Origin of the sequence: Nocardioides albus (assembly GCF_014648255.1) — a bacterium.
GTDB classification, from domain to species: Bacteria; Actinomycetota; Actinomycetes; order Propionibacteriales; family Nocardioidaceae; genus Nocardioides; species Nocardioides albus.
Map to the genome: position 1 here is coordinate 71,712 of NZ_BMQT01000007.1, position 26,542 is coordinate 98,253.

The 26,542-nt window shown below is 69.1% G+C and carries 31 protein-coding genes; 23 read left to right on the forward strand and 8 right to left on the reverse strand.

The annotated features are described in order from the left end of the window. Nucleotides 1-505 precede the first annotated feature (505 nt). The 3 genes from IEY84_RS15630 (at nt 506) to IEY84_RS15640 (ending at nt 3,426) form a co-directional block, all read left to right on the forward strand. Nucleotides 506-1,768 (forward strand): HNH endonuclease signature motif containing protein, encoded by a 1,263-nt coding sequence (locus IEY84_RS15630; protein ID WP_183545603.1) that lies wholly within the window; start codon nt 506-508, stop codon nt 1,766-1,768. 133 nt (nt 1,769-1,901) lie between these two features. Further along, nucleotides 1,902-2,657 carry a class I SAM-dependent methyltransferase gene (locus IEY84_RS15635; protein WP_183545601.1) on the forward strand — a complete coding sequence of 252 codons (756 nt, stop codon included), beginning with the start codon at nt 1,902-1,904 and terminating at the stop codon, nt 2,655-2,657. Between the two features lie 61 nt (nt 2,658-2,718). Further along, on the forward strand, nt 2,719-3,426 hold the full coding sequence (locus IEY84_RS15640) for an aspartate/glutamate racemase family protein (protein ID WP_183545599.1): 708 nt from the start codon (nt 2,719-2,721) through the stop codon (nt 3,424-3,426). 2 nt (nt 3,427-3,428) lie between these two features. Here IEY84_RS15640 and IEY84_RS15645 read toward each other — a convergent pair whose 3' ends face one another. Together IEY84_RS15645 and IEY84_RS15650 are read right to left on the reverse strand one after the other, a co-directional pair. After that, a complete protein-coding gene (locus IEY84_RS15645; protein WP_183545597.1) occupies nt 3,429-4,019 on the reverse strand; it encodes a GNAT family N-acetyltransferase in 591 nt (196 codons plus the stop codon). Continuing rightward, a complete protein-coding gene (locus tag IEY84_RS15650) occupies nt 4,016-6,103 on the reverse strand; it encodes a HelD family protein (protein ID WP_183545595.1) in 2,088 nt (695 codons plus the stop codon). Before IEY84_RS15650 ends, IEY84_RS15645 begins: the two co-directional genes overlap by 4 nt. A 136-nt stretch (nt 6,104-6,239) precedes the next feature. On the opposite strand from IEY84_RS15650, the gene IEY84_RS15655 reads away from it, so the two are divergent. The 7 genes from IEY84_RS15655 to IEY84_RS15685 all read left to right on the forward strand — a co-directional run bounded on the left by IEY84_RS15655 (nt 6,240) and on the right by IEY84_RS15685 (nt 11,919). Next, entirely contained in the window at nt 6,240-6,614 is a 375-nt protein-coding gene (locus tag IEY84_RS15655; RefSeq protein WP_229788728.1) for a hypothetical protein, read from the forward strand. Between the two features lie 56 nt (nt 6,615-6,670). After that, nucleotides 6,671-7,600 carry an ABC transporter ATP-binding protein gene (locus IEY84_RS15660; RefSeq protein WP_229788730.1) on the forward strand — a complete coding sequence of 310 codons (930 nt, stop codon included), beginning with the start codon at nt 6,671-6,673 and terminating at the stop codon, nt 7,598-7,600. Then, nucleotides 7,600-8,430, forward strand: a complete 831-nt coding sequence (locus IEY84_RS15665; RefSeq protein ID WP_183545594.1) for an ABC transporter permease — start codon at nt 7,600-7,602, stop codon at nt 8,428-8,430. The genes IEY84_RS15660 and IEY84_RS15665 overlap by 1 nt, the downstream gene beginning before the upstream one ends. A 1-nt stretch (nt 8,431) precedes the next feature. Further along, nucleotides 8,432-9,244 (forward strand): ABC transporter permease, encoded by an 813-nt coding sequence (locus IEY84_RS15670; protein ID WP_183545592.1) that lies wholly within the window; start codon nt 8,432-8,434, stop codon nt 9,242-9,244. A gap of 72 nt (nt 9,245-9,316) precedes the next feature. Further along, a complete protein-coding gene (locus IEY84_RS15675; protein WP_183545590.1) occupies nt 9,317-10,459 on the forward strand; it encodes a DinB family protein in 1,143 nt (380 codons plus the stop codon). A 15-nt stretch (nt 10,460-10,474) separates the two neighbouring features. Further along, entirely contained in the window at nt 10,475-10,669 is a 195-nt protein-coding gene (locus IEY84_RS15680) for a DUF3046 domain-containing protein (RefSeq protein WP_160022500.1), read from the forward strand. Next, entirely contained in the window at nt 10,666-11,919 is a 1,254-nt protein-coding gene (locus IEY84_RS15685) for an MFS transporter (RefSeq protein WP_183545588.1), read from the forward strand. Before IEY84_RS15680 ends, IEY84_RS15685 begins: the two co-directional genes overlap by 4 nt. Nucleotides 11,920-11,966: 47 nt before the next feature. Here IEY84_RS15685 and IEY84_RS15690 read toward each other — a convergent pair whose 3' ends face one another. Together IEY84_RS15690 and IEY84_RS15695 are read right to left on the reverse strand one after the other, a co-directional pair. After that, on the reverse strand, nt 11,967-12,608 hold the full coding sequence (locus tag IEY84_RS15690; RefSeq protein ID WP_183545586.1) for a DUF305 domain-containing protein: 642 nt from the start codon (nt 12,606-12,608) through the stop codon (nt 11,967-11,969). Between the two features lie 94 nt (nt 12,609-12,702). Continuing rightward, on the reverse strand, nt 12,703-13,170 hold the full coding sequence (locus IEY84_RS15695; RefSeq protein WP_183545584.1) for a DUF6153 family protein: 468 nt from the start codon (nt 13,168-13,170) through the stop codon (nt 12,703-12,705). Between the two features lie 129 nt (nt 13,171-13,299). Here IEY84_RS15695 and IEY84_RS15700 point away from each other — a divergent pair, with 129 nt between their 5' ends. The 8 genes from IEY84_RS15700 (at nt 13,300) to IEY84_RS15735 (ending at nt 19,483) form a co-directional block, all read left to right on the forward strand. Beyond that, nucleotides 13,300-14,010: a DUF4396 domain-containing protein gene (locus tag IEY84_RS15700; RefSeq protein ID WP_229788731.1), complete on the forward strand. Its 711-nt coding sequence runs from the start codon at nt 13,300-13,302 to the stop codon at nt 14,008-14,010. A gap of 248 nt (nt 14,011-14,258) precedes the next feature. Continuing rightward, entirely contained in the window at nt 14,259-15,317 is a 1,059-nt protein-coding gene (gene recA / locus IEY84_RS15705) for a recombinase RecA (protein WP_183545582.1), read from the forward strand. 67 nt (nt 15,318-15,384) lie between these two features. Further along, a complete protein-coding gene (locus IEY84_RS15710) occupies nt 15,385-16,122 on the forward strand; it encodes a regulatory protein RecX (RefSeq protein WP_183545580.1) in 738 nt (245 codons plus the stop codon). Then, a complete protein-coding gene (locus IEY84_RS15715; protein WP_183545578.1) occupies nt 16,119-16,619 on the forward strand; it encodes a phosphoribosyltransferase in 501 nt (166 codons plus the stop codon). Before IEY84_RS15710 ends, IEY84_RS15715 begins: the two co-directional genes overlap by 4 nt. A gap of 23 nt (nt 16,620-16,642) precedes the next feature. Continuing rightward, nucleotides 16,643-17,338 carry a GNAT family N-acetyltransferase gene (locus IEY84_RS15720; protein ID WP_183545576.1) on the forward strand — a complete coding sequence of 232 codons (696 nt, stop codon included), beginning with the start codon at nt 16,643-16,645 and terminating at the stop codon, nt 17,336-17,338. Between the two features lie 113 nt (nt 17,339-17,451). Then, complete coding sequence (locus IEY84_RS15725) at nt 17,452-18,294, forward strand: PPK2 family polyphosphate kinase (RefSeq protein ID WP_183545574.1); 843 nt, start codon at nt 17,452-17,454, stop codon at nt 18,292-18,294. Next, entirely contained in the window at nt 18,291-19,073 is a 783-nt protein-coding gene (locus tag IEY84_RS15730) for a HipA family kinase (RefSeq protein ID WP_183545572.1), read from the forward strand. The genes IEY84_RS15725 and IEY84_RS15730 overlap by 4 nt, the downstream gene beginning before the upstream one ends. After that, entirely contained in the window at nt 19,073-19,483 is a 411-nt protein-coding gene (locus IEY84_RS15735; protein WP_183545570.1) for a DUF3037 domain-containing protein, read from the forward strand. Before IEY84_RS15730 ends, IEY84_RS15735 begins: the two co-directional genes overlap by 1 nt. Before the next feature lie 87 nt (nt 19,484-19,570). On the opposite strand, the gene IEY84_RS15740 is transcribed toward IEY84_RS15735, so the two are convergent. From IEY84_RS15740 to IEY84_RS15755, 4 genes are read right to left on the reverse strand one after another with little or no spacing between them, the layout of a single operon-like run. Further along, nucleotides 19,571-20,314, reverse strand: coding sequence for a sirohydrochlorin chelatase (locus IEY84_RS15740; protein ID WP_179658395.1), 744 nt, complete (start codon nt 20,312-20,314; stop codon nt 19,571-19,573). Nucleotides 20,315-20,362: 48 nt separating this feature from the next. After that, nucleotides 20,363-21,106, reverse strand: coding sequence for a phosphoadenylyl-sulfate reductase (locus IEY84_RS15745; RefSeq protein WP_141792939.1), 744 nt, complete (start codon nt 21,104-21,106; stop codon nt 20,363-20,365). Then, nucleotides 21,103-21,285 (reverse strand): eL43 family ribosomal protein, encoded by a 183-nt coding sequence (locus IEY84_RS15750; protein ID WP_183545568.1) that lies wholly within the window; start codon nt 21,283-21,285, stop codon nt 21,103-21,105. The genes IEY84_RS15745 and IEY84_RS15750 overlap by 4 nt, the downstream gene beginning before the upstream one ends. Beyond that, complete coding sequence (locus tag IEY84_RS15755; protein WP_183545566.1) at nt 21,282-23,006, reverse strand: nitrite/sulfite reductase; 1,725 nt, start codon at nt 23,004-23,006, stop codon at nt 21,282-21,284. The genes IEY84_RS15750 and IEY84_RS15755 overlap by 4 nt, the downstream gene beginning before the upstream one ends. A 468-nt stretch (nt 23,007-23,474) precedes the next feature. On the opposite strand from IEY84_RS15755, the gene IEY84_RS15760 reads away from it, so the two are divergent. Genes IEY84_RS15760 through IEY84_RS15780 form a run of 5 tightly spaced genes read left to right on the forward strand, consistent with a single transcriptional unit; the run spans nt 23,475 to nt 26,542 of the window. Continuing rightward, complete coding sequence (locus tag IEY84_RS15760) at nt 23,475-24,932, forward strand: glycine hydroxymethyltransferase (RefSeq protein WP_183545564.1); 1,458 nt, start codon at nt 23,475-23,477, stop codon at nt 24,930-24,932. Between the two features lie 4 nt (nt 24,933-24,936). Beyond that, complete coding sequence (locus IEY84_RS15765; RefSeq protein WP_183545562.1) at nt 24,937-25,473, forward strand: GNAT family N-acetyltransferase; 537 nt, start codon at nt 24,937-24,939, stop codon at nt 25,471-25,473. 1 nt (nt 25,474) lies between these two features. Beyond that, the gene (locus tag IEY84_RS15770) at nt 25,475-25,765 is read left to right on the forward strand and encodes a nucleotidyltransferase domain-containing protein (RefSeq protein ID WP_183545560.1); all 291 of its coding nucleotides are present in this window, start codon (nt 25,475-25,477) and stop codon (nt 25,763-25,765) included. After that, nucleotides 25,762-26,250 (forward strand): hypothetical protein, encoded by a 489-nt coding sequence (locus IEY84_RS15775; RefSeq protein ID WP_183545558.1) that lies wholly within the window; start codon nt 25,762-25,764, stop codon nt 26,248-26,250. The genes IEY84_RS15770 and IEY84_RS15775 overlap by 4 nt, the downstream gene beginning before the upstream one ends. A 4-nt stretch (nt 26,251-26,254) precedes the next feature. Further along, nucleotides 26,255-26,542, forward strand: a complete 288-nt coding sequence (locus tag IEY84_RS15780) for a hypothetical protein (protein WP_183545556.1) — start codon at nt 26,255-26,257, stop codon at nt 26,540-26,542.

Consider the following 26,542-nt stretch of genomic DNA (forward strand, 5'->3'; position numbering starts at 1 on the left):
CGCTGGTCGAGCCGCCGGAGCCGCTAGGCGGAGGCGTGTCGAGACCAACACGGTCACTTTCGTGGTCGAGCTGGTCGAGACCACCCGCCCTCGGTGGTCGAGCTTGTCGAAACCCCTCCCTGCCGGAAGGGTTCTTCTGAGGCCGGCGTGGGCCGCCGACCCGAGTTCTACGGTCTTCTCGACGGGCCCCGGAGTAAAGGACGGCCTTCGGCCGCCGGCTTCGCCGGCCGCTTACGCGGTCCTTGACGCCGGGGCCCGTCGAGAAAATATTTGGCTGGCTATCGGGACGGCGGCCCGGGTGTGGCGCGGAGGGGTTCTTGTTTCGAAACGGTGGAGCTCGTGGGGTGGCAGGGGTGGCCCTCCGGGCCACTTACCATCCACAGGTCTAACGCCGTTCGCTCGCCGCGAAAACATCGTTTGACCTGCACAAATAGGTGTTCAACAAGGCTCGATCAGGGTAGAATCAGAGGCACTACGACACGCCTTTGAAGGGAGGTGGCAAGCGATGAGCGTCGACCACTGGGGCACCAGCCCTGGAGACGTCGTCTTGTCTGCTCTTGCTGCCATCGAGACCTCCCTCGAACAGCTCCTCGCGATGGACCCGACCTACTGGCGGACCAGCCAGAAGAAGGACTTCCTGGTCGGGGTGGAGAAGCTCCAGGCCCAACAAGCGGCGTTGACGCTGCGGGTGCTCGCTGCCTCGGGTGACATTGCCGCAGAGACCGGTGACAAGGACGCCTCCGCGTGGATGCGCGCCGAGCTGCTGGTCGACAAGGGTGCGGCTCGTTCGCAGATCAAGCTCGCCCGTGCTGTGGCGAAGTATGAGTTGGTCGCCGCCGGCCTCGCTGAAGGTGTCGTCACTCAGGACAAGGCCCGGGTGATCACCGAGTCACTCGACAATATCGAGGCCGACCCGGTCACCACCGGCGAGGACCTGGTTCTCGCTGAGAAGCTGTTGATCGACTACGCCACCCAGGCCACCGCCAAAGAACTCCGCAACGCCGGCAAACGGGTTCTGACTGCGATCGACCCCGACCGGTTCGACGAAGCCGAAGCCAAAGCCCTGTTGGCTGAGGAAGAACGTGCCCTGCAGAAGACCGCGCTTCGGGTGTGGGACAACGGCGATGGAACCGTCGGGTTCGACGGTGTGCTGCCGACATCGATCGGGATGAGGTTCAAGAAGCAGGTCGAGGCCTGGGCCCAACCCCGCAAGCAGCAGCTCGTCGCCAAAGGATCACCGCTGCCGCCGTGGGAGCGGATGATGGGCCAGGGGTTCGCGCGGATGATCGAGACCATCGACCCGAATGCGCTGCCCCGCCACGGCGGTGACGCCACGGTCGTGAACGTGGTCATCTCCCTGGAGGAGCTCCGCAAAGAGCTCGGGACCGCGATCTTGGGTTTCGACGAGACCAACGGCACCACCATCACCGCAGCAGAGGCCCGTCGGATGGCGTGCAACGCCACGATCATCCCGTGGGTGTTGGGTGGTGACAGCGAGGTCCTGGACATGGGCCGGGCGAGCAGGGTCTTCGTGCCGATTCAGCGCAAAGCGATGCGGTTGCAGCAGAAGTGCTGTCAGGCCGAGGGGTGTGACATGCCGCCGGAGTGGTGCGATGCCCATCATCTAGAACCATGGGCCGCAGGCGGACGAACCGACCTGAAGGACGGGGTCTTGCTCTGCCCGCACCATCACCGCCTGGCGCACAACCCTGCCTATGTTCATGAACGGTTGCCGGATGGCACCGTCCGATTCACTCGCCGCCCCTAAACCGGCAGAGCGAGACCGACCCACCGCTTGCAGGGAGTGGTCGGCGTCTTCTGAAAACCATTGGTGAACCGACTTGCGCCGCTGATGTACTGATGTGCGACCGTGAGTCTGCCGCGCGACGGAGGTAGTAGCTGTGCCGGGTTACAACGCGCTTGCCGAGGTGTACGAGTGGCTCATTTCGGATGCAAAGCTGGCGCCGGCCGAATTCGCTGCCACGTTCGATGACGTCCTCAGTCTCCTGCCGCCGAACGCTCAGGTGCTCGATTGTTCGTGTGGAACCGGACAGTTGGCGGTTGGCCTCGCCGGTCGTGGCCTGCAGGTGGCCGCGACTGACGCCAGCGAAGCGATGGTTCGTCGGACTGCGGAGCTGTCGGAGGAGTTCAGGGCATCTGTCCGGACGGTGCGGGCGGACTGGGAAGAGCTGCCCGACCATTTCGCTGACGACAGCTTCGACATGGTGTTCTGCGTCGGCAACTCGCTGCACCATGCCGAGGGGGCGCGAGGCAGGCTTGCTGCTCTGGAAGCGATGTCACGCCTTCTGCGCCCTGGCGGACGCTTGGTCCTCACTTCCCGGACATGGGAGCTCGTGAGGGCAAGAGGCTCCCGGCTGGACATCAGCGACCGACTCGTCCGCCGGAACGGCCGCGATGCCGTCGTGGTCTACCGCTGGGAGATCGCGCCGAACTGGGAGGACGAGCACCACATCGAGATCGCGATCGCGCAAGTGGATGCGGCTGGGCCGGTCCTTGCCCGCTCGGAAGTGCTGTCGTGCTGGCCTTACCGATACGACGAGCTCGAAGCCGAGTTGCACCGGGTCGGGCTCCGGACGGAAACGAACACGTTCAACCCTGATGCCGAGAACTACATGGTGGTGGCGAGCAAGATATAGGCAATGGGCGCTGGGGAAAGCGTCACTTACAAGAGTTGGTGGCACAGGGAGACTGAGTGACATGCGACGGATCGGCGTGCTGGGCGGAATGAGCTGGGAGTCGACGGCGGAGTACTACCGCCTGCTCAACGAGATCGCCGCGAAGCGGCTCGGTGGGCTGCACTCGGCGGACCTGCTCGTGCGGTCGGTGGACTTCGCGGAGGTCGAGGCCATGCAGGCGGCCGGCGAGTGGGAGCGGGCGGGGGAGCGGCTCGCCGACGAGGCGGCCACCCTCAGCGACGCCGGTGCGGAGGTGATCGTGCTGGCGACCAACACGATGCACAAGGTGGCGGGGGCGCTGGAGGCGACGTACGGGGATCGGTTCCTGCACCTCGGCGACACGACGGCGGCGGCTGTGACCGCGGCAGGGGTCGGGCGGGTTGGGCTGCTCGGGACGGGGTTCACGATGGCGCAGCCGTTCTACGCCGACCGGCTCCGTGGCCACGGGCTCGAGGTCGTCGTCCCCGTCGAGCAGGACCAGGCGACGGTGCATCGGATCATCTACGAGGAGCTGTGCCTGGGGACGTTCCTGGACAGCTCCCGGCAGGCGTACCTCGACGTCATCGACCGGCTCGTCGCCGACGGCTGCGAGGGCGTGATCCTCGGGTGCACCGAGATCGAGCTGCTGCTACCGGTGGAGACGTACGCGGGGGTGCCGCTGTTCCCGACGACCCGGCTGCACTGCGAGGCCGCGATCGAGTCCTCGCTCAGCCCCGGGATCAGTCCCTAGGATCAGCGCGTCGCGGCGGCCCACTCCTCGGCGAGGATCGCGTAGGAGAGGCCGTCGAGCCAGCCGCGGGTGCGGTGCAGGGAGTCCTTGACGGTGTGCGACTCGCGGCGCATCCCGAGGCGCTCCATCAGCCGCCAGGAGGCCTCGTTCTCGGCGAAGCACTCCGCGACGACGCGACGCAGACCCAGGGGGCCGAAACAGGCGTCCAGCACGGCGCGTACGGCCTCGGTGGCGTAGCCGTTGCCCTGGTGAGCGGGCGCGATGGTCCAGCCGAGCTCGGCCTGGGTGCCGTTGGCCTGGTCGCGCACCTCGGTCTGTGACCACGGGTCGGTGATCCGCAGCATGAGGTCGCCGACGATGAAGCCATTGTGCTCGATCACCAGGGAGGACTCGAGGATGTCGGGGCGCTCGAAGATCTTGCGGTAGGCGTCGAGGTCCGAGAACGCGGTCGTCACCCACTCGGCCACCTCGGGGAGACTGCGGAAGGCCCAGGTCGGCTCGATGTCGGCGAGCCCCATCCGACGGATCACGAGACGTTCGGTACGCAGCGGCCAATCGGCCTTCACCAGTGGATCAGGACGGGTGTCGATCATGCGCTCACCTTGGCATCAACCCGCTCGGGGACGCCACCGAGTTCTTCGGGGAGGCCGCCCTCGGTGAGCTCTGCGCGTACGACCAGGGAGGTGACCGCGCGGGTGAGGCAGACGTAGAGGCGGCGCAGGCCGGTGCTGCGGTCCGACTCGCCGGCGACGATCGCCGTCGGGTCGGAGACGACCACATGGTCGAACTCGAGTCCCTTCGCCAGGGACGCCGGGACCAGGTCGAGGTGAGCGTCGAACTCGGTCTCTTCGTCAGCCTCCATCCCGATCTCGGCGTAGGCGAGCCCGGCTGCAGTGAGCTCGGCACGCACCGCCGCCAGCGCGGCGTCCGGCACGATCAGACCCACCGAACCGGGACGTTCCAAGACGTCGGCGAGCGCCTCCACCACGGATGACGCGGTGAAGGTGAGGTCGCCCCGCGCCCGGCGCACTGCGACCGGCGGCTCCAGATCGGGAGCGATGTGCGGGAGGAGCCGGGCCGCGTACGCGATCACGTCGGCCGGCACCCGGAAGCCGCGGGTCAGCTGCTCGACATGCCCGTCCGGCTTGCCCAGATGTGCCAGCGCGTCTGCCCACGACGACGAGGCCCACGGCGTGGTCGCCTGGGCGAGGTCACCGAGGATCGTCAGCGACCCGGTGGTCGAGCGGCGTCCGAGAGCGCGCAGCATCATCGCGGAGAGATCCTGGGCTTCGTCGGCCACGATGTGAGCGACCGACGGGGTCCGGTCGAGCAGGTCGGCGATCTCGTCGAGAAGCACGAGGTCGGCCAGCGACCAGCGCGCCGCACCGGCCGAGCGAGGTGGCTTCTCCCACAGCAGCAGCGCCTGCTCCGCCTCCGTGAGCACCCCGTCGGCGACCTCCGCCAGCCAGGCCGCGTCGCTGAGGAGCCGGACGAGCACCTTCGCCGGCTTGAGGTCCGGCCACAGCGCCGCCGCGTAGTCCTTGACCGGCTTGGCCCGCGCGACCGCGTCATGCACCCGGTCGTCGGGCGAGTCGCCCGACCGTTCCATCTGCACCAGCACCCGGTGGGCCAGGGTGCGCGGGAGGAGCGCCCTACCCGCTGCGTACCGCAGATCGTTGCCGCGCAGACCCTCCAGCGCCTCGCGCGCCTCGTATGCCGGCACCCGCCACCGCCGCGAGCCGCGCGGGACCACCAGGGTCTCGGTGGGCTCACCGACGTGGGACCAGACCGCCCGACGGAGCACCTCGGCCATGCGTACGTCGCCCTTCAGCGTCGCCGCCGGCGCGGGCTCGTCGGCCCGGAGAGCACCATGGCTGGCGACCAGCTCCGCGATCGTCGCCTGCTTGGCCTCGATCTCGCCGAGCGCCGGGAGCACGTCGCGGATGTAGCGCAGGAACGAGGCGTTGGGGCCGACGATCAGGACCCCGCGCCGGGTCAGCTGGTCGCGGTGGGCATAGAGGAGGTACGCCGCGCGATGCAGCCCCACCGCGGTCTTCCCGGTCCCCGGCGCACCCTGCACGACGATCGTCTGCGAGAGGTCGGCGCGCACCAGGACGTCCTGCTCGGGCTGGATGGTGGCGACGATGTCGCGCATCGGTCCCACGCGCGGCCGCTCGATCTCGGCCTCGAGGATCGCCGAGTGCTCCTCCGCGGCGCCGGCCCCGGTGTCGGTCAGCGACTCGTCCTCGAAGGCGGTCAGCTCGCCGTGCGAGAACCCGTAGCGTCGTCTCCGCGCCAGCCCCATCGGCTCGGTCCGCGACGCCCGGTAGAACGGGACGCTGACCGGTGCCCGCCAGTCGACCACCATCGGGTCTCCGGCGCTGTCGGAGACGTGGCGACGGCCGATGTGGAAGTGTTCGATTCGGGGCTCCGCCCCGGGCTCCCCGGCAGCTCGGTCGATGCGACCGAAGAAGAGCGGAACGTCCGGATCGTCGGCCAGCTGCTCCAACCGCTGCGCGAGAGTGGCGTCCAGGATCTCGGCACTGACCCAGTTGCCGGCGTCTGAGGAGTCCAGCGACTCCACCTTCTGGCGCATCCTCGCCAGGTCCTGGCGGGAGGCGGCCAGGTGGGCCCGCTCCGCGTCGAGCTCGTCATGGACGTAGGTGTCTATGGGCATGGCTGGCTCATCGCTTCTCCGTCAGCGGCAGGGTTCGATGGGGCGCGGGTCAAAGGCTCCAACATAGGCGACCGCGCAGCCCCTGCCCAACAGGTTTATCCGGCCCCGGCGGCCACAGGGATGCAACAATTGGAGCGTGAGCCTGTTCGATCGCTTCCGACGCCGCAAGACCCGCATGAGCCGTCCGACAGGTGAGAGCTACACCGGCTCAACCCGGGTGCGCGCCGCGGACTCCACCGACCAGAAGCACCTCGAGCAGTTCGTGACGACCCGACGCGGTGTCGAGGGGTTCGTCGAGCCGCGCACCGTCGTCAGTGAGGTGACCCTCCTGCTGGTCGCGCACGATGGCGAGTGGACCCGGCGGCGCGTGCCGTCGGCGCAGTGGGCGCACAAGTTCGCCAACCAGCACCAGGTCCCGTCCTACGACGCGGCGGTCGTCGGCGTACCGCAGCGGATGCGCGACTACAACCGGCGCCAGAAGCAGCAGGGCCAGAAGCAGCAGGGCCAGTAGGCACCGAGCCCGAACTCGGTCGAAACTGGCGGCGACCCCATCTAGTCTTTGCCGACGTGGGTGAAGACCTGATGATCTCGGCGCACGGGCTGCGCAAGTCCTTCGGCGACTTCGAGGCGGTGCGCGGCATCGACGTGACCGTACGGCCCGGTGTGGCCTTCGGCTTCCTGGGGCCGAACGGCGCCGGCAAGTCCTCGACGATGCGGATGATCTGCTGCGTCTCGCCACCGAGCGAGGGCGAGCTGCGGGTCTTCGGGATGGATCCGGCCAAGGACGGGCCGAAGATCAAGGCGCGCCTCGGGGTCTGTCCGCAGGAAGACACCCTCGACGTCGAGCTCAACGTCTACGACAACCTGTTCGTCTACGGTCGCTACTTCGGGCTGCCGAGAGCCGAGGTGAAGGGCCGCATCGAGGAGCTGCTCGACTTCGTCCAGCTCACCGACAAGGCCAAGGCGAAGGTCGACGATCTCTCCGGCGGGATGAAGCGGCGTCTGACCATCGCCCGGAGCCTGATCAACCGGCCCGAGATCCTGGTCCTCGACGAGCCGACCACGGGGCTGGACCCACAGGCCCGCCACGTCATCTGGGACCGCCTGTTCCGGCTCAAGCAGGCGGGTGTGACCCTGCTGCTGACCACGCACTACATGGATGAGGCCGAGCAGCTGTGCGACGAGCTCGTGGTCATGGACCAGGGCCGGATCGTGGCCCACGGGACGCCGTTGGGGCTGATCCAGGAGCACTCGACCCGCGAGGTCGCCGAGCTGCGCTTCGGGGTGGGCGAGCACGAGGCGCTGGCCGCCAAGGTCGATGACCTCGCCGAGCGGATCGAGGTGCTGCCCGACCGGCTGCTGCTCTACAGCGACGACGGCGAGGCGGTCATCGAGGCCGTCCACAGCCGCGGCCTGGCTCCGGTGGCCACCTTGGTGCGGCGCGCGTCGCTGGAGGACGTCTTCCTGCACCTCACCGGCCGGACGCTGGTGGACTGATGGTCGATTACGCCGGTTCGGGACCGGCCACTCCGCCGACGGCGCCCTCGGGGCTGGTCTCCGGCGCGCTGCGGATGGGCGACTACTGGCTCACCGTTCTGGCGCGCACCTGGAAGGGCGGGGTGATCACGACCTTCGTGACGCCGTTCTTCTACGTGCTGGCGCTGGGTGTGCTGCTGGGCGGCTTCGTGGAGGCCGACCCGACCACGCTGGAAGGCGCCGACTCCTACCTGGCGTTCGTCGCGCCGGGCATGGTCGCGGCCCATGCGATGACGATCGCCTTCTCCGAGATGACCTATCCCGTCTACGGGATGGTCAAGTGGCAGCGGATCTACTTCTCGATGATCGCCTCGCCGCTGACCGCCTCCCACATCGTGTTGGCCCAGCTGGGCTTCCTGATGCTGCGTACGCTGTTCGCCTGCGGCGTCTTCCTGCTGGTCCTGGCCCCGTTCGGGGTCTTCGAGACGTGGTGGGGCCTACTGCTGGCGTGGCTGGTGCAGGGACTTGTCGTCCTGGCCTTTGCGACGCCTGTGCTGCTGTTCTCGCTCTCGATCAAGGGCGAGGAGTCCTTCGCGCTGATCTTCCGGCTCGGGATGATCCCGCTGACCCTGTTCTCCGGCACGTTCTTCCCCGTCGCCAACCTCGGTCCGGTGCTGGAGAAGGTCGCGATGGCCTCGCCGCTGTGGCAGGGGGTCAACCTGACCCGGATGCTCGCGCTCGGTGAGATCGACTGGGGCCTGGCCGCGATCCACGTCGGCTACCTCGGCGTGCTCGCGGGCGTGTGCTGGTGGCTCGCGGTGCGCCGGCTGGGCGAGAGGCTGGTGTCCTGAGATGGCGCTCTTCAACGCTGCTCTGGGGGCAACCGTCGCCCGTCCGCTGCGAGGCGGCGAGGCGGCCCGGATGCTGCTGTGGCGCAACATCCTGGTCTACCGCCGTGCCTGGTTGGTGTTCATCACCGGCTTCCTGGAGCCGGTCTTCTACCTGTTCTCGATCGGCATCGGCGTGGGCGCGATGGTGGTCGGCTTCGAGTACGCCGGCAAGCCGGTCGACTACCGCGAGTTCGTCGCTCCTGGGATGATCGCGGCCTCTGCGATGAACGGGTCGTTGCTGGACGCGACCTTCAACTTCTTCTTCAAGCTGAAATACAACAAGCTCTACGACCAGATGCTGGCCACGCCGCTGCGCACCGCCGACATCGCGGTCGGTGAGATCCTCTGGAACCAGCTGCGCAGCGGGATCTACGTGACCGCCTTCCTGCTGATCATGGTGGCGATGGACCTGGTCCACTCCTGGTGGGCGATCCTGGTGGTGCCGGCGGCGCTGCTGATCGGGTCGGCCTTCGGCGCCGTGGGCATGGCCCTGACGACCTACATGAGCTCCTGGCAGGACTTCGAGAAGGTCACCCTCGCGATGATGCCGATGTTCCTGTTCAGCGCGACGTTCTTCCCGATCACTGCCTATCCGGAGTGGTTGCGCTGGGTCGTGGAGGTCACGCCCCTCTACCGCGGGGTGGTGCTGTGTCGTGAGCTGACGCTCGGGGTCCCGTCGTGGGGCTCGCTGATCTCGGTGGTCTATCTGCTTGCCTTCGGGGCGGTCGGACTCGTGGTCGTGCGGCGCCGGCTGGACTCCCTACTGCTCACCTGAGCGGCAGCAACCGGCGTCTCAAAGGCAGGATCTCTCTCGTGTGCGCCTTGGCGTGCCGTCAAGATTGACGACATGACCTATGACGCGATCAAGCCTGACACCAAGGACTGGACGTGGGTGCTCGACCGGCCCTGCCCGGAGTGCGGCTTCGTCGCCGGGGCCGTGACCGCGGACCAGCTCCCCGAGATCGTTCGGGACAACGCGACCTACTGGGAGATCTACCTCGCGGCCGACAGCGCCCGTGACCGCCCCCACCCGGGGGTGTGGTCCGCGCTGGAGTACGGCGCGCACGTACGCGACGTCCACCGTATCTTCGGCGAGCGTCTGCAGCAGATGCTGACCGAGGACGAGCCGCGCTTCGCCAACTGGGACCAGGACGTGGCCGCCCGCGAGGGCGACTACGCGGCCCAGGACCCGGCGGTCGTCGCCGAGGAGCTGATGGACGCCGCCGACGAGATCGCCACGATCTACGAGAAGGTCCCGCCGGACGCGTGGGGCCGTCGTGGGACCCGGTCCAACGGCGACGTGTTCAGCGTCGAGTCGCTGGGCCGCTACCACCTCCACGATGTCGTCCACCACCTGTGGGACGTACGCTCCGCCGCCAAGCGGGCGACGATCGCGGCCTATGACGCGAGCGTCGCGACGTACGTCCAGGGCACCTCGTTCGCCGAGGAGACCCGCTCGGTGCTGGACCGGTTCCTGGCCGGCCTCGAGCCCGGGGACCACGTCCTCGAGATCGGCACCGGGCCGGGGCACGATGCGAAGGCCCTCGAAGCCGGGGGAGTGCGGGTGCGGCGTACGGACATCAGCGAGGGGTTCGTGGCGCACCTGCGACAGCAGGGGTACGCCGCGGCCTGCCTCGACCCGCTCACCGACGACCTGCGCGACCCGGTCCACCCCGACGTCCCCTATGCCGCGGTCTGGGCCTCGGCGACGCTGCTGCACGTGGCCCGCGACGATTTCGGGACGGTGCTCGGCCGGCTCGCCGAGGTGACCCGTCCCGGCGGCGCACTCCATGTGTCGATGAAGGAGGGCGACGGCGAGGAGTGGACCAACCGCGGCCACGTCGAGGCGCCCCGGCTCTTCGTCTACTGGCGCGAGCCCGAGCTGCGGGCGGCGCTCGACGAGGCCGGGTGGGAGGTGCTCGAGGTCGGGCACGCCGACGGGCGCCTCGGTGACGTCTGGCTCGACGTCCTCGCCCGTCGGCGCCCCTGAGTAGCATTCGGGGCGATGAGACACACGGAGTTCTGGTCCCGGATGGACGAGGCGCTCGGCGCGGGCTACGCGCGAGCGTGGGCACGCCAGTTCGTCATGGGCGACCTGGGCGGGCGCACCGCCCAGGAGGCGCTCGACGACGGCGTCCCTCCCAAGGAGGTCTGGGCCGCGGTCTGGAAGGCCCTGGAGCTGCCGGCGCGTGAGCGGTGACGCTGGTCGCACCGGGCTCGGTGGCCGCGGTCCAGAAGCGCACCATCCTCACCCTGGTCGCCACCCAGGCGGTCGGGGCGATGGGGATCACGATCGGCATCGCGACGGCCTCGCTGCTCGCGCGTGACCTGTCCGGCTCGGAGTCGATGGCGGGGCTCTCGCAGACGACCCAGGTGCTGGGTGCCGCCGTGGCTGCGTACGTCCTGGGGCGGGTCATGGACGCCCGCGGACGGCGGTACGGGCTGCTGGCGGGCTACCTGCTCGGCGCGGCCGGCGGCCTGCTGGCCGTGGTCGCGGGCGTGGTCGGCTCGATGACGCTGCTGCTGGTCGGTGCGGTGCTGCTGGGCGCGACCACCGCGGCGAACAACGGCGCCCGCTATGCGGCCACCGACCTGGCTCCGGCGTCGAGTCGCGCGCGAGCGCTGTCGGTCGTGGTCTGGGCGACCACGTTCGGAGCGGTCATCGGGCCCAACCTGACCGGGGTCGCGGAGCTCTTCACCGATGCCGTCGGGATCCCGGTGCTCACCGGACCGTTCGCCCTCGGCGCGGTCGCGATGCTGGCGGCAGCGCTGGTGGTCGGGGTCTTCCTGCGGCCGGACCCGCTGCTGGTCGCACGCGAGGGTGCTCCGCCCGCGAGCCCCTCGGCGGTCGAGCCTGTCGAGACCACGAGCTGGCGCCGGGCGATCACGGTGATCCGGGCGCGTCCCGCACTCGCCGCGGCAGTGGTCGGACAGGCCGCGGCGCACGCCACGATGGTCGCGGTGATGGTGATGACCCCGCTCCACATGGAGCACGGCGGCGCCGGGCTCGAGGTCATCGGACTGGTGATCAGCGGCCACGTCCTGGGCATGTTCGCCTTCGCACCGATCGCCGGCTGGCTCGCCGACCGCGTCGGCCGAGCGGACGTGATGGCACTCGGCGGTGGGGTGCTGCTGATGGCCCTGGTCCTGTGCGCCGCGGCACCGCAGGGCAGCTCGGGGCGGATCTTCGTCGGGCTCTTCCTGCTCGGCCTCGGCTGGTCGCTGGCGACGATCGCGGCGGCCACCTCGGTCGCGGACCACACTCCGATCGAGGTGCGCGCCGACGTCCAGGGCACCGCCGACCTGATCATGGGTGTGGCCGCTGCCGCCGCGGGAGCGCTGTCGGGGGTCGTCGTCGACGTGGCCGGGTATCCGGCGCTCGCGCTCTGCGCGATCGTGCTCGTCGTGGTGCTGTTCGGAGCTGCGTACGTGGGCCGTCGGTCGGCCTGACAAGGCCTGCGACGGGGCGGGGCCGCGACCCTGCCCCGTCGGCGATCTCAGCCGAGGAGCGTCTCCATCGTGTCGATCTCCTTCGACTGGGACTCGATGATCGTCCCGGCCAGGTCGACGGCCGGCTTGAACTCGCCCTTGTCCTGCTCGGTCTCGGACATCTCGATCGCACCCTCGTGGTGCTCGATCATCATCTCCAGCCACATGTCCCGGAACTCGGCATCGGAGGCGTTCTCGAGGGCGTCCATGTCCTCTGCAGACATCATGCCGGGCATGTCGTGGTCCATGTCCTCCATCGAGTCGGAGACGCTGCTGTCCTCGTCGCTGTGGCCCTCGTGGCCGCCGTTGACGTGGTCGCGCATGGTCGAGGGCACCTCCTCGCCCCACTCCTGGAGCCAGCCCGACATGGTCTCGATCTCGGGACTCTGGGCCGCCCGGATCGCGTCCGCGAGCTCCTGGACCTCGGGCTCGAGGTTGCGGTCCATGGTCAGATCGACCATCGACATCGCCTGGGCGTGGTGCTGGATCATGTCGGTCGCGAAGGCGACGTCCGCCTTGTTGTGCTCGGTCTCCGAGAGCTTCTGCGGCTGGGTGGCCTCGTCGCTGCCGCCGCAGGCGGACAGCGTCAGCAGCACGGCCAGGCCGGCCGCGGCCCAGGTCGTGCGGGCGAGTGAGCGTTGCGTACGCATCGTGTGATTCTCCTTGTCAGGTGCTGTTCTCCGGGCATCGCTGACCCAGCGGCGAACCGGGTGTGGCCCGGGTCGCGGCTGCGTCAGGCCCTGCTCAGCACCTGATGACGGAGTAGGCCCACACGGAGGGCGGGCCGGTCGCGGAGTAGGCGACGAGCGGCGTGGATCCGGCTGTCCGGGACCAGCTGCGGCCTCGGGCGAACCACCAGACCGGGGTACGCCGCCACAACCCGCTCAGGAGCAGCACGCCCGCGGCGAGCAGGAACGCAGCGCACAGCATCATCGCAGAGTGTCCCTCGCCTCCCGGGCCTCCGAGGTGGCTGGGCGTCCCGGGGCCGGCGTGGCCGGCTCGGTCGGCCCGGTCGGCGTGGTCGAGGGCGTGGGTGTGCTCCGCATGGACGGCCGGCAGGCTCAGCGACGCGTGCTCGCCGTCGGCGCGGGTGCCGTGGAGGCTCAACGCATGCATGGCCAGCAGGCCGGCAATGGTGACCACAGCCGCGGCCAGCAGCCCGACGCGTACGACCGTCCCGGTCGTCCGCTGCCGTCGTGCTGTCCTCCACACACGGCACACCCTAGGGAGTCGATCGTTCTCGGGCAAAGCGGGCTCATGGGCGGGACGGTCCTTGCGATCCATACCCCCATGGGGTATGAATGGAGGTGTAGGAACACGACGATCGAGCAAGGGAGCGACATGACGTCGCATGACGAGCACGCCAGGCACGACCACGCCGGGCATCAGCACTCGATGCAGGAAGGACATGGCGACCACGCAGGGCACGCGGGACATGCCGGACACGGCGGCGGGGTGAACGCGATGGCGGCGAGCGCCACGCTGCACTGCCTCACCGGCTGTGCGATCGGCGAGATCGCCGGGCTGATGATCGGCACCGCGATCGGGCTCAGCACGGGCTGGACGATCGTGCTGGCCGTCTCGCTGGCCTTCGCCTTCGGGTACGCCCTCTCGACCCTGCCGCTGCTCAAGTCGGGCCTGGCCGTCGGTGCGGCGTTCAGCGTGGTGCTCGCTGCCGACACCCTCTCGATCGCGACGATGGAGCTGGTCGACAACCTGGTCATGGCGCTCATCCCCGGTGCCATGGAGGCCGGACTGGTCAACGTCGTGTTCTGGATCGCGATGATGATCGCCCTCTCGGTCGCCTTCGTGGCGGCCTTCCCTGTGAATCGCTACCTGCTCCAGCGGGGCAAGGGTCATGCGCTGACGCACCAATATCACGGCGCGGAGCCGGTCCGTGAGGGCTTCCGGCGCTACCTGCCCTCGTTCTCGAGCGGGGCCCTGGCAGCGGTGATCGTCGCCTTCATGCTCGGCGGCCTGTCGGTCGCCATCGCCGACGAGATCGGGGACGGTCCGGCCCCGGCCGGCCAGGTCGAGATGCAGGGCCACTGAGGTTTCGACGACCTCGACACGCCCGAACAGGTGTTCACATCGAACGCTTGTTCGGGTTAGTGTGTCGTGATAGGTGGAGCGTGGTTCGTGCTATCGGCCAGGCAAAAACAGGGTCGTGAAACACCGTGCCAGAGGGTCCCGTTCAAAACTGTCGGTGGTCCCGTCTAGCGTCTGCCTTGATGACGACGAAGACACGTGGACAAGCGGCAGGCAAGGGGAAGAAGTCTGCCCCTCAGGAAGGAAAGAACATGGCGGCAGGTGATCGCGAGAAGGCATTGGACGCCGCACTCGCCAACATCGAGAGGCAGTTCGGCAAGGGCTCGGTCATGCGGCTGGGCGATGAGACCCGGGCTCCGCTGGAGGTGATCCCGACCGGCTCGATCGCGCTCGACGTCGCGCTGGGTCTGGGTGGTCTGCCCCGCGGGCGGGTCGTGGAGATCTACGGCCCGGAGTCCTCGGGTAAGACGACGGTGGCGCTCCACTCGGTCGCCAGCGCGCAGCGCGCCGGCGGCATCGTGGCCTTCATCGACGCCGAGCACGCGCTCGACCCGGAATACGCGAAGAACCTCGGCGTCGACACCGACGCCCTGCTGGTCTCCCAGCCCGACTCGGGTGAGCAGGCGCTGGAGATCGCCGACATGCTGATCCGCTCGGGCGCGCTCGACCTGATCGTCATCGACTCCGTCGCGGCGCTGGTGCCGCGGGCCGAGATCGAGGGCGAGATGGGCGACAGCCACGTCGGCCTGCAGGCTCGACTGATGAGCCAGGCGCTGCGAAAGATGACCGGTGCGCTCAACAACTCCGGCACGACCGCGATCTTCATCAACCAGCTGCGCGAGAAGATCGGCGTGATGTTCGGTTCGCCCGAGACCACGACCGGTGGTCGCGCGCTGAAGTTCTACTCCTCGGTGCGGCTCGACGTGCGCCGGATCGAGACGCTCAAGGACGGCACCGACATGGTCGGCAACCGCACCCGCGTCAAGGTCGTGAAGAACAAGGTGGCCCCGCCGTTCAAGCAGGCGGAGTTCGACATCATGTACGGGAAGGGCATCTCCCGCGAGGGCGGCCTGATCGACGTCGGTGTCGAGGCGGGCCTGGTCCGCAAGGCCGGCGCTTGGTACACCTACGAGGGTGACCAGCTCGGCCAGGGCAAGGAGAACTCCCGCAACTTCCTCAAGGACAACCCCGACCTGGCCAACGAGCTGGAGAAGCGGATCCTGGAGAAGCTCGGCGTCGTGCCGACGGTCGACGCTCCGGCCGACGGTGAGACGCCCGCGGCCGAGCCCGCCGGTGTCGAGGACTTCTAGGTCCACAGGCACCGACTGACCCGTGGCTTCGTCTGAGCGCAACCGTTCGTCCACCCAGGATCCCTGGGTGGACGAACGGCCTGCGCCCGAATGGCTGGGGGATGTGACCCTCGGCGTCGAGGCCTGGGCCGGCAAGACTCCGTCCTCCCCGTCGGTCGAGCCGTCGCTCCCGTCGGTTGAGCCGTCGTCGCGACGAAGGAGCAGCGACCCCTCACAGTTTGGCGCAGGGAAACCAACACGTTCCCGTCGGAGGCAGCCTCGCCCGGCGGATCCCGCGGACCCCAAGAACGACCCCGAGCCCGACCACGAGGCGATCGCCCGCAAGATCCTCCTCGACGCTCTGACCGGCCAGGCGCGCAGCCGTAAGGAGCTCGCTGACAAGCTGGAGAAGAAGGAGGTCCCCGCAGCCCTGGCGACACGGCTGCTGGACCGCTTCGAAGAGGTCGGCCTGATCGACGACGAGGCCTTCGCCAGGGCCTGGATCGCCAGCAGGCAGCCTGGCAAGGGCCTTGCCCGGCGTGCCCTGGCCCAGGAGCTGCGTCGTAAGGGCATCGATGACGACGTGGCCCGCGACGCGCTCGATGAGATCGACCCTGACGACGAGCGCGAGGCGGGCCGGCGGATGGTCCGGCGCAAGCTGCGGTCGCTGGAGCGCTTCGACGACCAGACGAAGACCCGGCGGCTGGTGGGGATGCTCGCCCGCAAGGGATATGGCGCCGGTGTGGCCTACGCCATCGTCCGCGAGGAGCTCTCGCTTGCCGATGAACATGACGCCGGTGGTGTCGTGTCAGAATCCGATCTGTGAGTGAGCAGCAAGAGCGCGAGATCCTGACCTATGAGCTGTTCGGCAGTGCCGTACGCGACGTCGCCCAGCAGGTGGTGGACAGCGGATACGAGCCCGACATCGTGCTCTCCATCGCACGTGGTGGCCTGGCCCTCGGGATGGGCCTGGGCTACGCGCTCGACGTGAAGAACTTGTCCGCGGTCAACGTGGAGTTCTACACAGGCGTCAACGAGCGTCTCGAGGTCCCGATGATGCTGCCGCCGACGCCCGCCGCCGTCGACCTGACCGGGATGAAGGTGCTCATCGCCGACGACGTCGCGGACACCGGCAAGACTCTGGAGATCGTCCACGACTTCTGCGAGGGCCACGTGGCCGAGGCCCGCACGGCGGTGATCTTCGAGAAGCCGTGGACCGTGATCAACGCCGACTACGTCTACAAGAAGACGGACCGCTGGATCGACTTCCCCTGGTCCTCCCTGCCGCCGCTCGTCGACCGCCGCGGCGGCCTGGCTCACTGATCCCACCCGGTTAACCTGGGTCCATGTTCACGCCGGTCGCAGTCCACACCGGGACCCAGCGTCTCGGCGGGGTCACGCGCCCGGGGGAGAGCTGGGCAGCGGCGGCGACGAGGATCGCCGGGCGGCCTGCGTACGCTCTGGATCTCTCCGGTGAGGTGAAGGAGTTCTCCTCCGACCCGACGCCGGTGGTGGCGCTACGGCCGATGACTCGCGGCGACCTGCCGCACCTGGTCCGGTGGCTCAACGCGGAGCACGTGCACCAGTGGTACGGAGGCGACGGGGACCCCACGCCCGACCGGGTGGCCGAGAAGTACGGCCCCCGCATCGACGGCAAGAGCGCGGTGACGCATCGGGTCATCGAGGTCAACGGACGCTCGATCGGCTTCTGCCAGGACTACCGGATCAGCGCGCAGCCCGACTATGCGTTGCTCACCCCCGACCCGGACGCGATCGGGTTCGACTACGCGATCGGGGAGCCGGCCTTCGTGGGTCGGGGGATCGGGCCGCGGATGGCCTGGGTGTGGCTCGGCTCCATCCCCCGCCGCTACCCCGGCGCCACCACCTGCTTCGCCGCCCCCGACCACCGCAACGCCGCCTCGCTGCGGATGCTCGCCAAGGTCGGCTTCGAGCAGGGCACCTGGTTCGACGAGCCCCAGCCCGACGGCTCGACCACCACGATGGTCGGCTGCTCGCTCGATCTGCGGCGCGTCGTCACCTGACCCGCCGAGTCGGCGCGAACTGACGCCGATCCGCGTCGAGTCGGCTCGAACTGACAGAATTCGGCGCCGAGTCGGCGCGTCATGACGAGCCGACTCGGCACTATCGTCGTCCTATGAGTCTCCTTGACGAGCTGCGGCTGCCTGCGGGCCCGGTGGACCTGCGGACGTACGACACCAACTCCGCGCTTGGCGTCGGCGCCGACAAGGAGACCGGCAAGCAGGTGCTCGCCGAGCTCGGCCCGACCCTGATCGAGCTGCAGACCAAGCTGTTCGCCTCCAAGGAGGGCAACGACCCCAAGCGAGTGTTGCTCGTCCTGCAAGGGATGGACACTTCCGGGAAGGGTGGCGTGCTCAAGCACACCGTCGGGCTGGTCGACCCGGTGGGCGTGAAGATCACCAGCTTCAAGGCGCCGACCGAGGAGGAGCGGTCCCAGGATTTCCTGTGGCGGGTCGAGAAGGCGGTGCCGGAGCACGGCTATCTCGGCGTCTTCGATCGCTCTCACTACGAGGACGTGCTGATCGGTCGGGTCCGCGAGCTCGCCGCGCCTGCGGAGATCGAGCGGCGCTACGACGCGATCAACGACTTCGAGAGGCGGCTGGCCGACGACGGCACCGTCATCCTCAAGTGCATGCTTCACATCTCGCCCAAGGAGCAGAAGAAGCGGCTCCTGGCCCGCCTCGAGGACCCGACGAAGCACTGGAAGTACAGCCCCGGCGATATCGACGAGCGCCAGCTGTGGGACAGCTACCGGGAGGCGTACGAGATTGCGCTGGAGCGCACCAACACCGAGTACGCTCCGTGGTACCTCGTGCCGAGCGACAAGAAGTGGTATCGCAACCTGGCCATCGGCGAGCTGCTCCTGGAGACCCTGGACAGGCTCGACCTCGACTGGCCCGTGCCCCGCTTCGACGTCGCCGAGGAGAAGAAGCGACTGGAAGAGGACACCATCTCGTGAGTCTTGAGACGGTGCGGGTGACGCGGTATGTCACCCCGCTCCGGGAGGGCGGCAGCCTGCCCGGGATCGTGGAGGCCGATGATCTCGGCACCTATGTCTGCAAGTTCCGTGGCGCAGGCCAGGGGCTGCGGGTGCTGGTGGCGGAGGTGATCGTCACTGGTCTGTGCCGGGCGCTCGACATCCCGACGCCGGAGCAGGTCGTGCTCGATCTCGACCCCGAGATAGCGCGCTACGAGGCCGACGAGGAGGTCCAGGACCTTCTCAACGTGAGCGCCGGGCACAACCTCGGCATCGACTTCCTGGCCGGAGCCTTCGGCTACGACGCCGCCTACTCGCCCGACCCGTCGCTGGCCGGGCGGATCCTGTGGCTGGACGCGCTCATCGCCAACGTCGACCGCTCCTGGCGCAACCCCAACATGCTGCTGTGGAACGGCGCGCTCTACGTCATCGACCACGGCGCCTCGCTCTACTTCCACCACGTCTGGCCCGGCGGAGGCGGCGACCCGGCCCGCTACGCGGCGCAGCCCTACGACACCTCCGAGCACATCCTGCGGGCCTACGCGGACGAGGCGATCGCCCAGAACGACGACCTCGCCGCGCGGCTCGACGACGCGGTGCTGGAGAAGGTGCTCGCCGACGTACCCGACGAGTGGCTCGAGCCCGTCCCCGGCTACGACACCCCGGAGTCGCTGCGCGAGCGCTACGTCGCGTTCCTGCGGGCGCGCCTCGACGGCGAGCGCCCGTGGCTGCCCGCGGCCGAACCCGCCCAGGAGGCGTGATGGACGCCTACCAGTACGTCGTGCTCCGCTGCGTACCCCGGCCCGAGCGCGAGGAGTTCCTCAACGTCGGCGTCGTCCTGCACTGCCCCGAGCAGAAGTTCCTCGCCGCCCGGTGGGCGCTCGATGAGCAGCGCCTCGCCGCCTTCGCCCCGGGCCTCGACCTCTCCCTCGTCCGGGCCGCCTTGGAGTCGGTGGACCTGATCTGCGCCGGCGCCGCCCACGCCGGCTTCGGTGCGGGCGTCCGGGCCACGGCGTACGGCCTCCGGTCGCTCTCCGACAACGAGTCCGCCCGCTTCGGCCTCCTCAAGGCCCCGAAGAGCACGGTCCTCCAGCCCGGCCCCGTCCACGGCGGCGTCACGACCGACGCCGCCGCCGAGCTGGACCGTGTCTTCGCTCACCAGATCACCTGAAAACCTCGCCGAGTCGGCTCGTCATGACGAGCCGACTCGGCGGGGAATGTTGTCAGGATGTGCCGACTCGGCGCCGGGCGGGTCAGATCAGACCGGGACGAGCTCCACGGCACCGACGGCGTAACGGGCCAGGATGGTCCGGGCGACCTCGGGGTGGGCGCCCATCGGGTCGCTGACCGCGACGGCGCCGGCCTCGAGGGCGAGCTCCTTGGCGCGGTCGGGGAGCTGACCGGGGGCCAGGAAGAGCATGCCGACGGCGATGTGGCGGCGGCCCTCGGCGCGGAAGGCGCGGACGGCCTCGCCGGTTGCCGGGGGAGCAGCCGAGGCGTACGCAGCCACGACCGGCAGCTTGTGGTGGGCACCCCAGATCCGGGCCAGGCGGGCGACCGACTGGTTGGCCAGCGAATCCGAGGAGCCGGCGGCGGCCAGGACGAGCGCGTCGAGCTCGCGCACCCGCGCGGCCTTCAACGACGCCCGCAGGCGCTCGTCGAGCACCTGGAGGAAGACGCTCTCGAGGCCGAGGATCTCGCTGGTGTGGATGCGCAGGCCGGAGTGGCGGGCGGTGGCCTCGGCGATGACCGAGGGTACGTCGACGCGGGCGTGGAACGCCTCGGTCAGGAGCAGGGGCACGACGACGATCTCGTCGTGGCCGGCCTTGACCAGCTTGTCGACGACGGCCTGGAAACGCGGCCGGGAGTGGTCGAGGAAGGCGGCTTCGATACGGAGGTCGGGCCGCAGGGCGCGTACCTCGGCGATCAGGGCGTTGATCGTCGCGGCCGACTGCGGATCGCGGCTGCCGTGAGCCAGGGCTACCAGAGCGGGAGCTGCCATTGTCTTCATCCTTCGGTGTTGCGGTGAAAAGTCTGTGGGTTGAGAGGGTCAGGCGTGGATGCCGCACTCGGTCTTGCCGGTGCCGGCCCATCGCCCGCTGCGCGGGTCCTCGCCGGGGGCTACCCGGCGGGTGCACGGCGCGCAGCCGATCGAGGGATACCCGTCATAGACGAGCGGGTTCACGAGCACTCCGTTGTCCTCGATATATCGCTCGACCTGCTCGTCGGACCATCGCGCCATCGGCGAGACCTTGACCTTCTGGCGCTTGGCGTCCCAGCCGATGACCGGGGCGATGACTCGGTTCTTCGTCTCCGCACGCCGCAGGCCGGTGGCCCAGGCGTCGTAGGAGGCGAGCGAGTCGGCCAGCGGCTTGACCTTGCGCAGCGCGCAGCACAGGTCGGGGTCGGTCCGGTAGAGGTCCTTGCCGTATTCGGCGTCCTGCTCGGCCACGCTCTGCACGGGCGTGATCGTGAGGAGGTTGACCGGCATCGTCGCCTCGACGGCGTCGCGGGTGCCGATCGTCTCGATGAAGTGGTAGCCGGTGTCGAGGAAGACCACGTCGATCCCGGGCACGACCTTCGAGGCAAGATGAGCCAGGACGGCGTCACCCATCGAGGACGTGATCGCGAACCGCTCGCCGAAGGTGGCGGCGGCCCACTCGATGATCGTCTCGGCGGGGGCGAGCTCGAGCTCGGCTCCCCAGTGGGAGACGATCTCGCGCAGCTCCTCGGGCGTACGGCCCTCGGTGTCGACCGCGCGGTTGGCCCGCGCGGCTGCAGTGCTGACACTCATGCCTGTGCCTCCTTCGTGACTCGAGAGATCTGTGGCCGAGAGATCTGGCCCAGCGACTTCAGCTGGAAGGCCCGCAGGCAGGCACGGCACTCCCAGGATCCGTGTGCCGCCTCGTGCGGCCACAGGTCGGTCTCGCCGCAGAACGGGCAGTGGTACGGGGTGCCGGCGCGCTCACTCATGCGGGCACCTCGTCCAAGCTCTTCTCGCCGCGCAGCAGGACCTCGTCGGCTCGCGCGGTCCAGGCCGAGAAGGTCTCGCCCTCCTCGCGGTCGGCGAGGTAGTTGACCACCAGCGCGGAGATGTAGTCGTCGAGCCCGGCCGAGGTCACCTTGTGCGCCCGCAGCTTGCGACCGAAGTTGGCGGTCAGCCCGGTCGCGCCGCCCAGATGCACCTGGAAGCCCTCGACCTGGTTGCCGTCGTCGTCGAGGACCAGCTGACCCTTCAGCCCGATGTCGCCCACCTGCGTACGAGCGCAGGCGTTGGGGCAGCCGTTGACGTTGACGGTGATCGAAGCGTCCAGCTCGGGGAACCGCGACTCGAGCGAGGCGATCAGGTCGCGCGCCCGGTCCTTGGTGTCGACGATCGCGAGCTTGCAGAACTCGATCCCGGTGCAGGCCATCGTGTTCTGACGCCAGTTCGAGGGCCGCGCCGAGAAGCCGATGGCGTCCAGCTCGGTGACCAGCTCCTCGACGACCTCAGGCGAGACCCCGATGAGCACGATCTTCTGGTACGGAGTGAGCCGAGCACCCTCGACGGCGAACCTCTCCATGACGCCGGCGAGCTCGACCAGGTGGGTGCCGGAGATGCGGCCGGCGATCGGGGCCAGGCCGACGTATTTCTTGCCGTCCTTCTGGTCGTGGATGCCCACGTGGTCGCGGTGACCCAGCGGCGACTCGGGGGAGGGGTTGGAGACGAGCTGACGCTCGAGGTACTCGTTCTCGAGCACCTCGCGGAACTTCTCCTTGCCCCAGTCGGCGACCAGGAACTTCAGCCGGGCACGCGAGCGGAGCCGGCGGTAGCCGTAGTCGCGGAAGATGCCGGCGACACCGGCCCACACGTCGGCGACCTCGTCGATCGGCACCCACACGCCGAGCTTCTCGGCCAGGCGCGGGTTGGTGGAGAGACCGCCGCCGACCCAGACGTCGAAGCCGGGGCCGTGCTCTGGGTGGACGGTGCCGACGAAGGCGATGTCGTTGATCTCCGGCGCCACGTCGTGCGAGGGGTGGCCGGTCAGCGCGGTCTTGAACTTGCGCGGGAAGTTCGAGAAGGCCGGGTCGCCCAGGTAGCGGGACTCGATCTCGCGCAGCGCCGAGGTGCCGTCGATGATCTCGTCCGCGGCGACGCCGGCGACCGGCGAGCCCAGGAACGGACGCGGCGAGTCACCGCAGGCCTCGGTCGAGTGCAGTCCGACCTCCTCCAGGCGCGACCAGATCTCGGGGACGTTCTCGATGTCGATCCAGTGGTACTGGATGTTCTGGCGGTCGGTGATGTCCGCGGTGTCCCGCGCGAAGTCGATGCCGATCTGACCCAGGGTGCGCACCGCCGCGGGGGAGAGGAGCTTGCCGTCGGAACGCACGCGCATCATGAAGTAGCGGTCGTCGAGTTCTTCCTCGTCGAGGATGGCCGTCTTGCCGCCGTCGATCCCGGGCTTGCGCTGGGTGTAGAGACCGAACCAGCGGAAGCGGCCGCGCATGTCGGCGGGGTCGATCGAGTCGAACCCGCGCTTGGAGTAGGTGTAGAGGATCCGGTCGCGAACGTTGAGCGGGTCGTCGTTCTTCTTCGACTCCTCGTTCTTGTTCAGCGGCTCGGTGTAGCCGAGAGCCCACTGACCCTCGCCCTTCTTGGGCCGGGGGATCTCGGTTCGGGTGGCGCGCTTGGCCTGAAACCGGTTGTCGCTCATGTCAGAGAAACCTTTGCGTCGGTCGTGGACGCACGGCGGAGCAGGGACGTGCTCGCGGCGGGCGCCCGGGATGTCTGTCGGGCAGCGGGCCAGCGGCTCGACGCGAGTGGAAATTGCGGAGCGCTGGGCGTCAGTGGCGCCAACAGATCGAGCTGCGGATGCGGCAATAGTCCACGTGGCGTCGAACCACGAGGTGCGCATGTGTTGCAGCAGTGACCATGTCAAGGAGTCTCAGGTAGCGGACGGCCTGCACGCAATCTGGAATCCCGATATATGAGACATCGGTCCGTTATGTGGGACGTTCCCGCTTGTTCGCGCGGCCGATGTGTCGGAGGTCACCATCCGGTCACAGTCTGTGAACCACTCTGGGCGGCCGGTCATTCCCGCGAGCGGTGATAGAAGACGTACGCAACCCGCTCGTGGACCACGATGCTGCTCTCCTCCGCGCGGCTGACTACGCTGTGCCTCATGAGCGATCTGTCCGCCCTGACGAGTTCTGCCTACAACCAAGCCCTCGAGGTCATCGCCTCCGTGGAGCCCCGCATCGCCGAGGCGACCAAGCAGGAGCTCGCCGACCAGCGGGCCAGCCTCAAGCTGATCGCGAGCGAGAACTACGCGAGCCCCGCCACGCTGATGACGATGGGCACCTGGTTCTCCGACAAGTACGCCGAGGGCACCGTCGGTCACCGCTTCTACGCCGGCTGCCAGAACGTCGACACGGTCGAGTCGATCGCCGCCGAGCACGCCCGCGAGCTCTTCGGTGCCGAGTACGCCTACGTGCAGCCCCACTCCGGCATCGACGCCAACCTGACGGCGTACTGGGCCATCCTCGCCCACCGGGTCGAGGGCCCAACGCTGGAGAAGATGGCCGCCAAGGCTGGGCACACTAAAAACGTGAACGAGCTCTCCGAGGCCGACTGGGAGACGCTGCGCGGCGAGCTCGGCAACCAGCGCCTGCTCGGCATGAGCCTGGACGCCGGCGGTCACCTCACCCACGGCTTCCGCCCGAACATCTCCGGCAAGATGTTCCACCAGAACCAGTACGGCACTGACCCGGAGACCGGGCTGCTCGACTACGACTCGCTGCGAGCCAAGGCACGCGAGTTCCAGCCGCTGATCATCGTGGCCGGCTACTCCGCCTACCCGCGCCGGGTGAACTTCGCCAAGATGCGCGAGATCGCCGACGAGGTCGGCGCCACCCTGATGGTCGACATGGCCCACTTCGCCGGTCTCGTGGCCGGCAAGGTGTTCCAGGGCGAGGAGAACCCGGTTCCCTACGCCCACGTCGTCACGAGCACCTCGCACAAGTCGCTGCGCGGCCCGCGCGGTGGCTTCATCCTGGCCACCGAGGAGTACGCACCGAGCGTCGACCGCGGTTGCCCGATGGTCCTCGGCGGCCCGCTCTCGCACGTGATGGCCGCCAAGGCCGTCGCCTTCGCCGAGGCGAAGCAGGAGAGCTTCCAGACCTACGCCCAGGAGGTCGCCGACAACGCCAAGAGCCTCGCCGAGGGCTTCCTCAAGCGCGGCGCCAAGCTGGTCACCGGCGGCACCGACAACCACCTCGTGCTGCTGGACGTGACGAGCTTCGGCCTCACCGGCCGTCAGGCCGAGTCGGCGCTGCTCGACTCCGGCGTGGTCACCAACCGCAACTCGATCCCGGCCGACCCGAACGGCGCCTGGTACACCTCGGGCATCCGCCTCGGCACCCCGGCGCTGACCACGCGCGGCTTCGGCGCCGACGAGTTCGACCGCGTCGCCGAGCTCATCGTCGACGTGCTCTCCAAGACCACCCCGGGCACCACGAAGGCCGGCGGTCCGTCCAAGGCGTCCTATGCCATCGAGGACGGCGTCGCCGACAGCACGAAGGCCGCCGCGGCGGAGCTTCTCGCGAAGTTCCCGCTGTACCCCGGTCTCGATCTCGCCTGATCCCGTGCCTGCTCCGAAGCGACCCAGCTCGATCCCCGGCGCCGAGGCCCCTGAGAAGGTGGTCCCGACGGCGGAGGTGCGTGTCGTCGTCGAGGACGAGTGGCCCGCGCTCAAGAAGGTGCGCCTCGCGGCCCTCCAGGACACCCCGCGGGCGTTCTGGGCGTCCTACGACGAGGTCGTCACCTGGCCCGACGAGCGTTGGCGGCTGTGGGCGGCCTCCGGTGCTGCCTACATCGCCTGGCTCGGGGAGAAGCCCTCGGGCCTCGCCGCCGGGATCATGCACGACGACGAGCACCACCTGATCAACATGTGGCTCGCTCCCGAGGCGCGTGGTCACGGCCTCGCCGAGGGCCTGATCCAGGCGGTTGCCGGCTGGGCGCGTCGTGACGGTGCCTCCGTGCTGACCCTGTGGGTCGTCGACGGCAACGAGTCCGGGCGCCGCCTCTACGAGCGCCTCGGGTTCGAGCTCACCGGCGAGACCCAGCCGTTCCCCGAGGGCGACCCGCGCACCGAGTCGAAAATGGCGTTGCGCCTCACCTGAGATGGCCGATCCCCACGAGGGCGTGACCCCCGACGGCCTGATCGTCACCGGAGCACGCCGCGACCGAGTCCCGTCCGCATACGAGCCTGTCCTGGCGTACGTCCTGGGGCGGGTCGGGCCCGAGGTCGCGGTCTACACCTACGGCTCGGTGGCCAACGGCACGGCGAGGGTGCCCGCCTCCGACGTCGACCTGTTGACGATCGGCCTCCCGTCGACCGACGCCGCCGCGCTGGGTTCAGCTGCCTCGGAGCGTTCGCCGAGGTCTGCCGCGGCGTCGAGATCGCCGCGGTGACGCCGGACGACTATGTGGGGGAGGCGGACGAGGCGTACGGGAACCGGGTCTTTCTGCGTCATTACTGCCTCCACCTCGCCGGACCGGACCCGAGCACCGAGCTGCCTGACTTCCCGGCCGACGCCCGCGCCGCCCGCGGTTTCAACGGTGACATCGACCGCCTGCTCCGCCGGTGGCGCGCCGCTCTGAGCCGCGACGACGCGAGCAATCTGTCCCGCCGGGTCGCCCGCAAGTCGCTGCTCGCCGTGGCCGGGCTGGTCAGCGTCCACGACGGCACCTGGACCACCGATCGCGCTGCGGCGGCAGCGCGCTGGGCCGAGATCGACCCGTCGCTCGCGCCTGGCCTGGCGCGGCTCGTGGCGCTGTGCGACGGCGGCGGTGCGTCGGCGGACGAGACTGCCGAGTTGCTCGCGTCCGGTGGCATCGCCGAGCGGATCGCTACCCGTTTCGCCACCGACATCGGTCTCTGGCCAGCTCTAGACTGAGCCCGTGAGGGACGATGTCGAGGTCAGCGCACTCGCGATCAACGTGGCCATCCCGGACGATCTGCAGTGGACCGACAGCCGGCGAGATGTGGTGTTCCGGCTCACCACGCTCAACGTACGTCTGCTGCCCGACGGCCGGCTTGCGGCCAAGGCCTACGGGCGACCGGTCGACGGTGGCCGCGGTGCCTACACCTCGTTCCCGGTGCCTGACCGGCCCGAGTTGACCGGCCTCATCGGCGAGGCGGCGAAGGTCGCAGCGGGGCGCTGGCAGACGGCGTCAGTTCAAGGCTGA

Coding starts and splice junctions, on each gene's coding strand:
- IEY84_RS15630 (WP_183545603.1), top strand. CDS start 506: ATGAGCGTCGACCACTGGGGCACCAGCCCTGGAGACGTCGTCTTGTCT.
- IEY84_RS15640 (WP_183545599.1), top strand. CDS start 2,719: ATGCGACGGATCGGCGTGCTGGGCGGAATGAGCTGGGAGTCGACGGCG.
- IEY84_RS15645 (WP_183545597.1), bottom strand. CDS start 4,019: ATGATCGACACCCGTCCTGATCCACTGGTGAAGGCCGATTGGCCGCTG.
- IEY84_RS15650 (WP_183545595.1), bottom strand. CDS start 6,103: ATGCCCATAGACACCTACGTCCATGACGAGCTCGACGCGGAGCGGGCC.
- IEY84_RS15665 (WP_183545594.1), top strand. CDS start 7,600: ATGGTCGATTACGCCGGTTCGGGACCGGCCACTCCGCCGACGGCGCCC.
- IEY84_RS15670 (WP_183545592.1), top strand. CDS start 8,432: ATGGCGCTCTTCAACGCTGCTCTGGGGGCAACCGTCGCCCGTCCGCTG.
- IEY84_RS15675 (WP_183545590.1), top strand. CDS start 9,317: ATGACCTATGACGCGATCAAGCCTGACACCAAGGACTGGACGTGGGTG.
- IEY84_RS15680 (WP_160022500.1), top strand. CDS start 10,475: ATGAGACACACGGAGTTCTGGTCCCGGATGGACGAGGCGCTCGGCGCG.
- IEY84_RS15690 (WP_183545586.1), bottom strand. CDS start 12,608: ATGCGTACGCAACGCTCACTCGCCCGCACGACCTGGGCCGCGGCCGGC.
- IEY84_RS15700 (WP_229788731.1), top strand. CDS start 13,300: ATGACGTCGCATGACGAGCACGCCAGGCACGACCACGCCGGGCATCAG.
- recA (WP_183545582.1), top strand. CDS start 14,259: ATGGCGGCAGGTGATCGCGAGAAGGCATTGGACGCCGCACTCGCCAAC.
- IEY84_RS15720 (WP_183545576.1), top strand. CDS start 16,643: ATGTTCACGCCGGTCGCAGTCCACACCGGGACCCAGCGTCTCGGCGGG.
- IEY84_RS15725 (WP_183545574.1), top strand. CDS start 17,452: ATGAGTCTCCTTGACGAGCTGCGGCTGCCTGCGGGCCCGGTGGACCTG.
- IEY84_RS15735 (WP_183545570.1), top strand. CDS start 19,073: ATGGACGCCTACCAGTACGTCGTGCTCCGCTGCGTACCCCGGCCCGAG.
- IEY84_RS15740 (WP_179658395.1), bottom strand. CDS start 20,314: ATGGCAGCTCCCGCTCTGGTAGCCCTGGCTCACGGCAGCCGCGATCCG.
- IEY84_RS15745 (WP_141792939.1), bottom strand. CDS start 21,106: ATGAGTGTCAGCACTGCAGCCGCGCGGGCCAACCGCGCGGTCGACACC.
- IEY84_RS15750 (WP_183545568.1), bottom strand. CDS start 21,285: ATGAGTGAGCGCGCCGGCACCCCGTACCACTGCCCGTTCTGCGGCGAG.
- IEY84_RS15755 (WP_183545566.1), bottom strand. CDS start 23,006: ATGAGCGACAACCGGTTTCAGGCCAAGCGCGCCACCCGAACCGAGATC.
- IEY84_RS15760 (WP_183545564.1), top strand. CDS start 23,475: ATGAGCGATCTGTCCGCCCTGACGAGTTCTGCCTACAACCAAGCCCTC.
- IEY84_RS15770 (WP_183545560.1), top strand. CDS start 25,475: ATGGCCGATCCCCACGAGGGCGTGACCCCCGACGGCCTGATCGTCACC.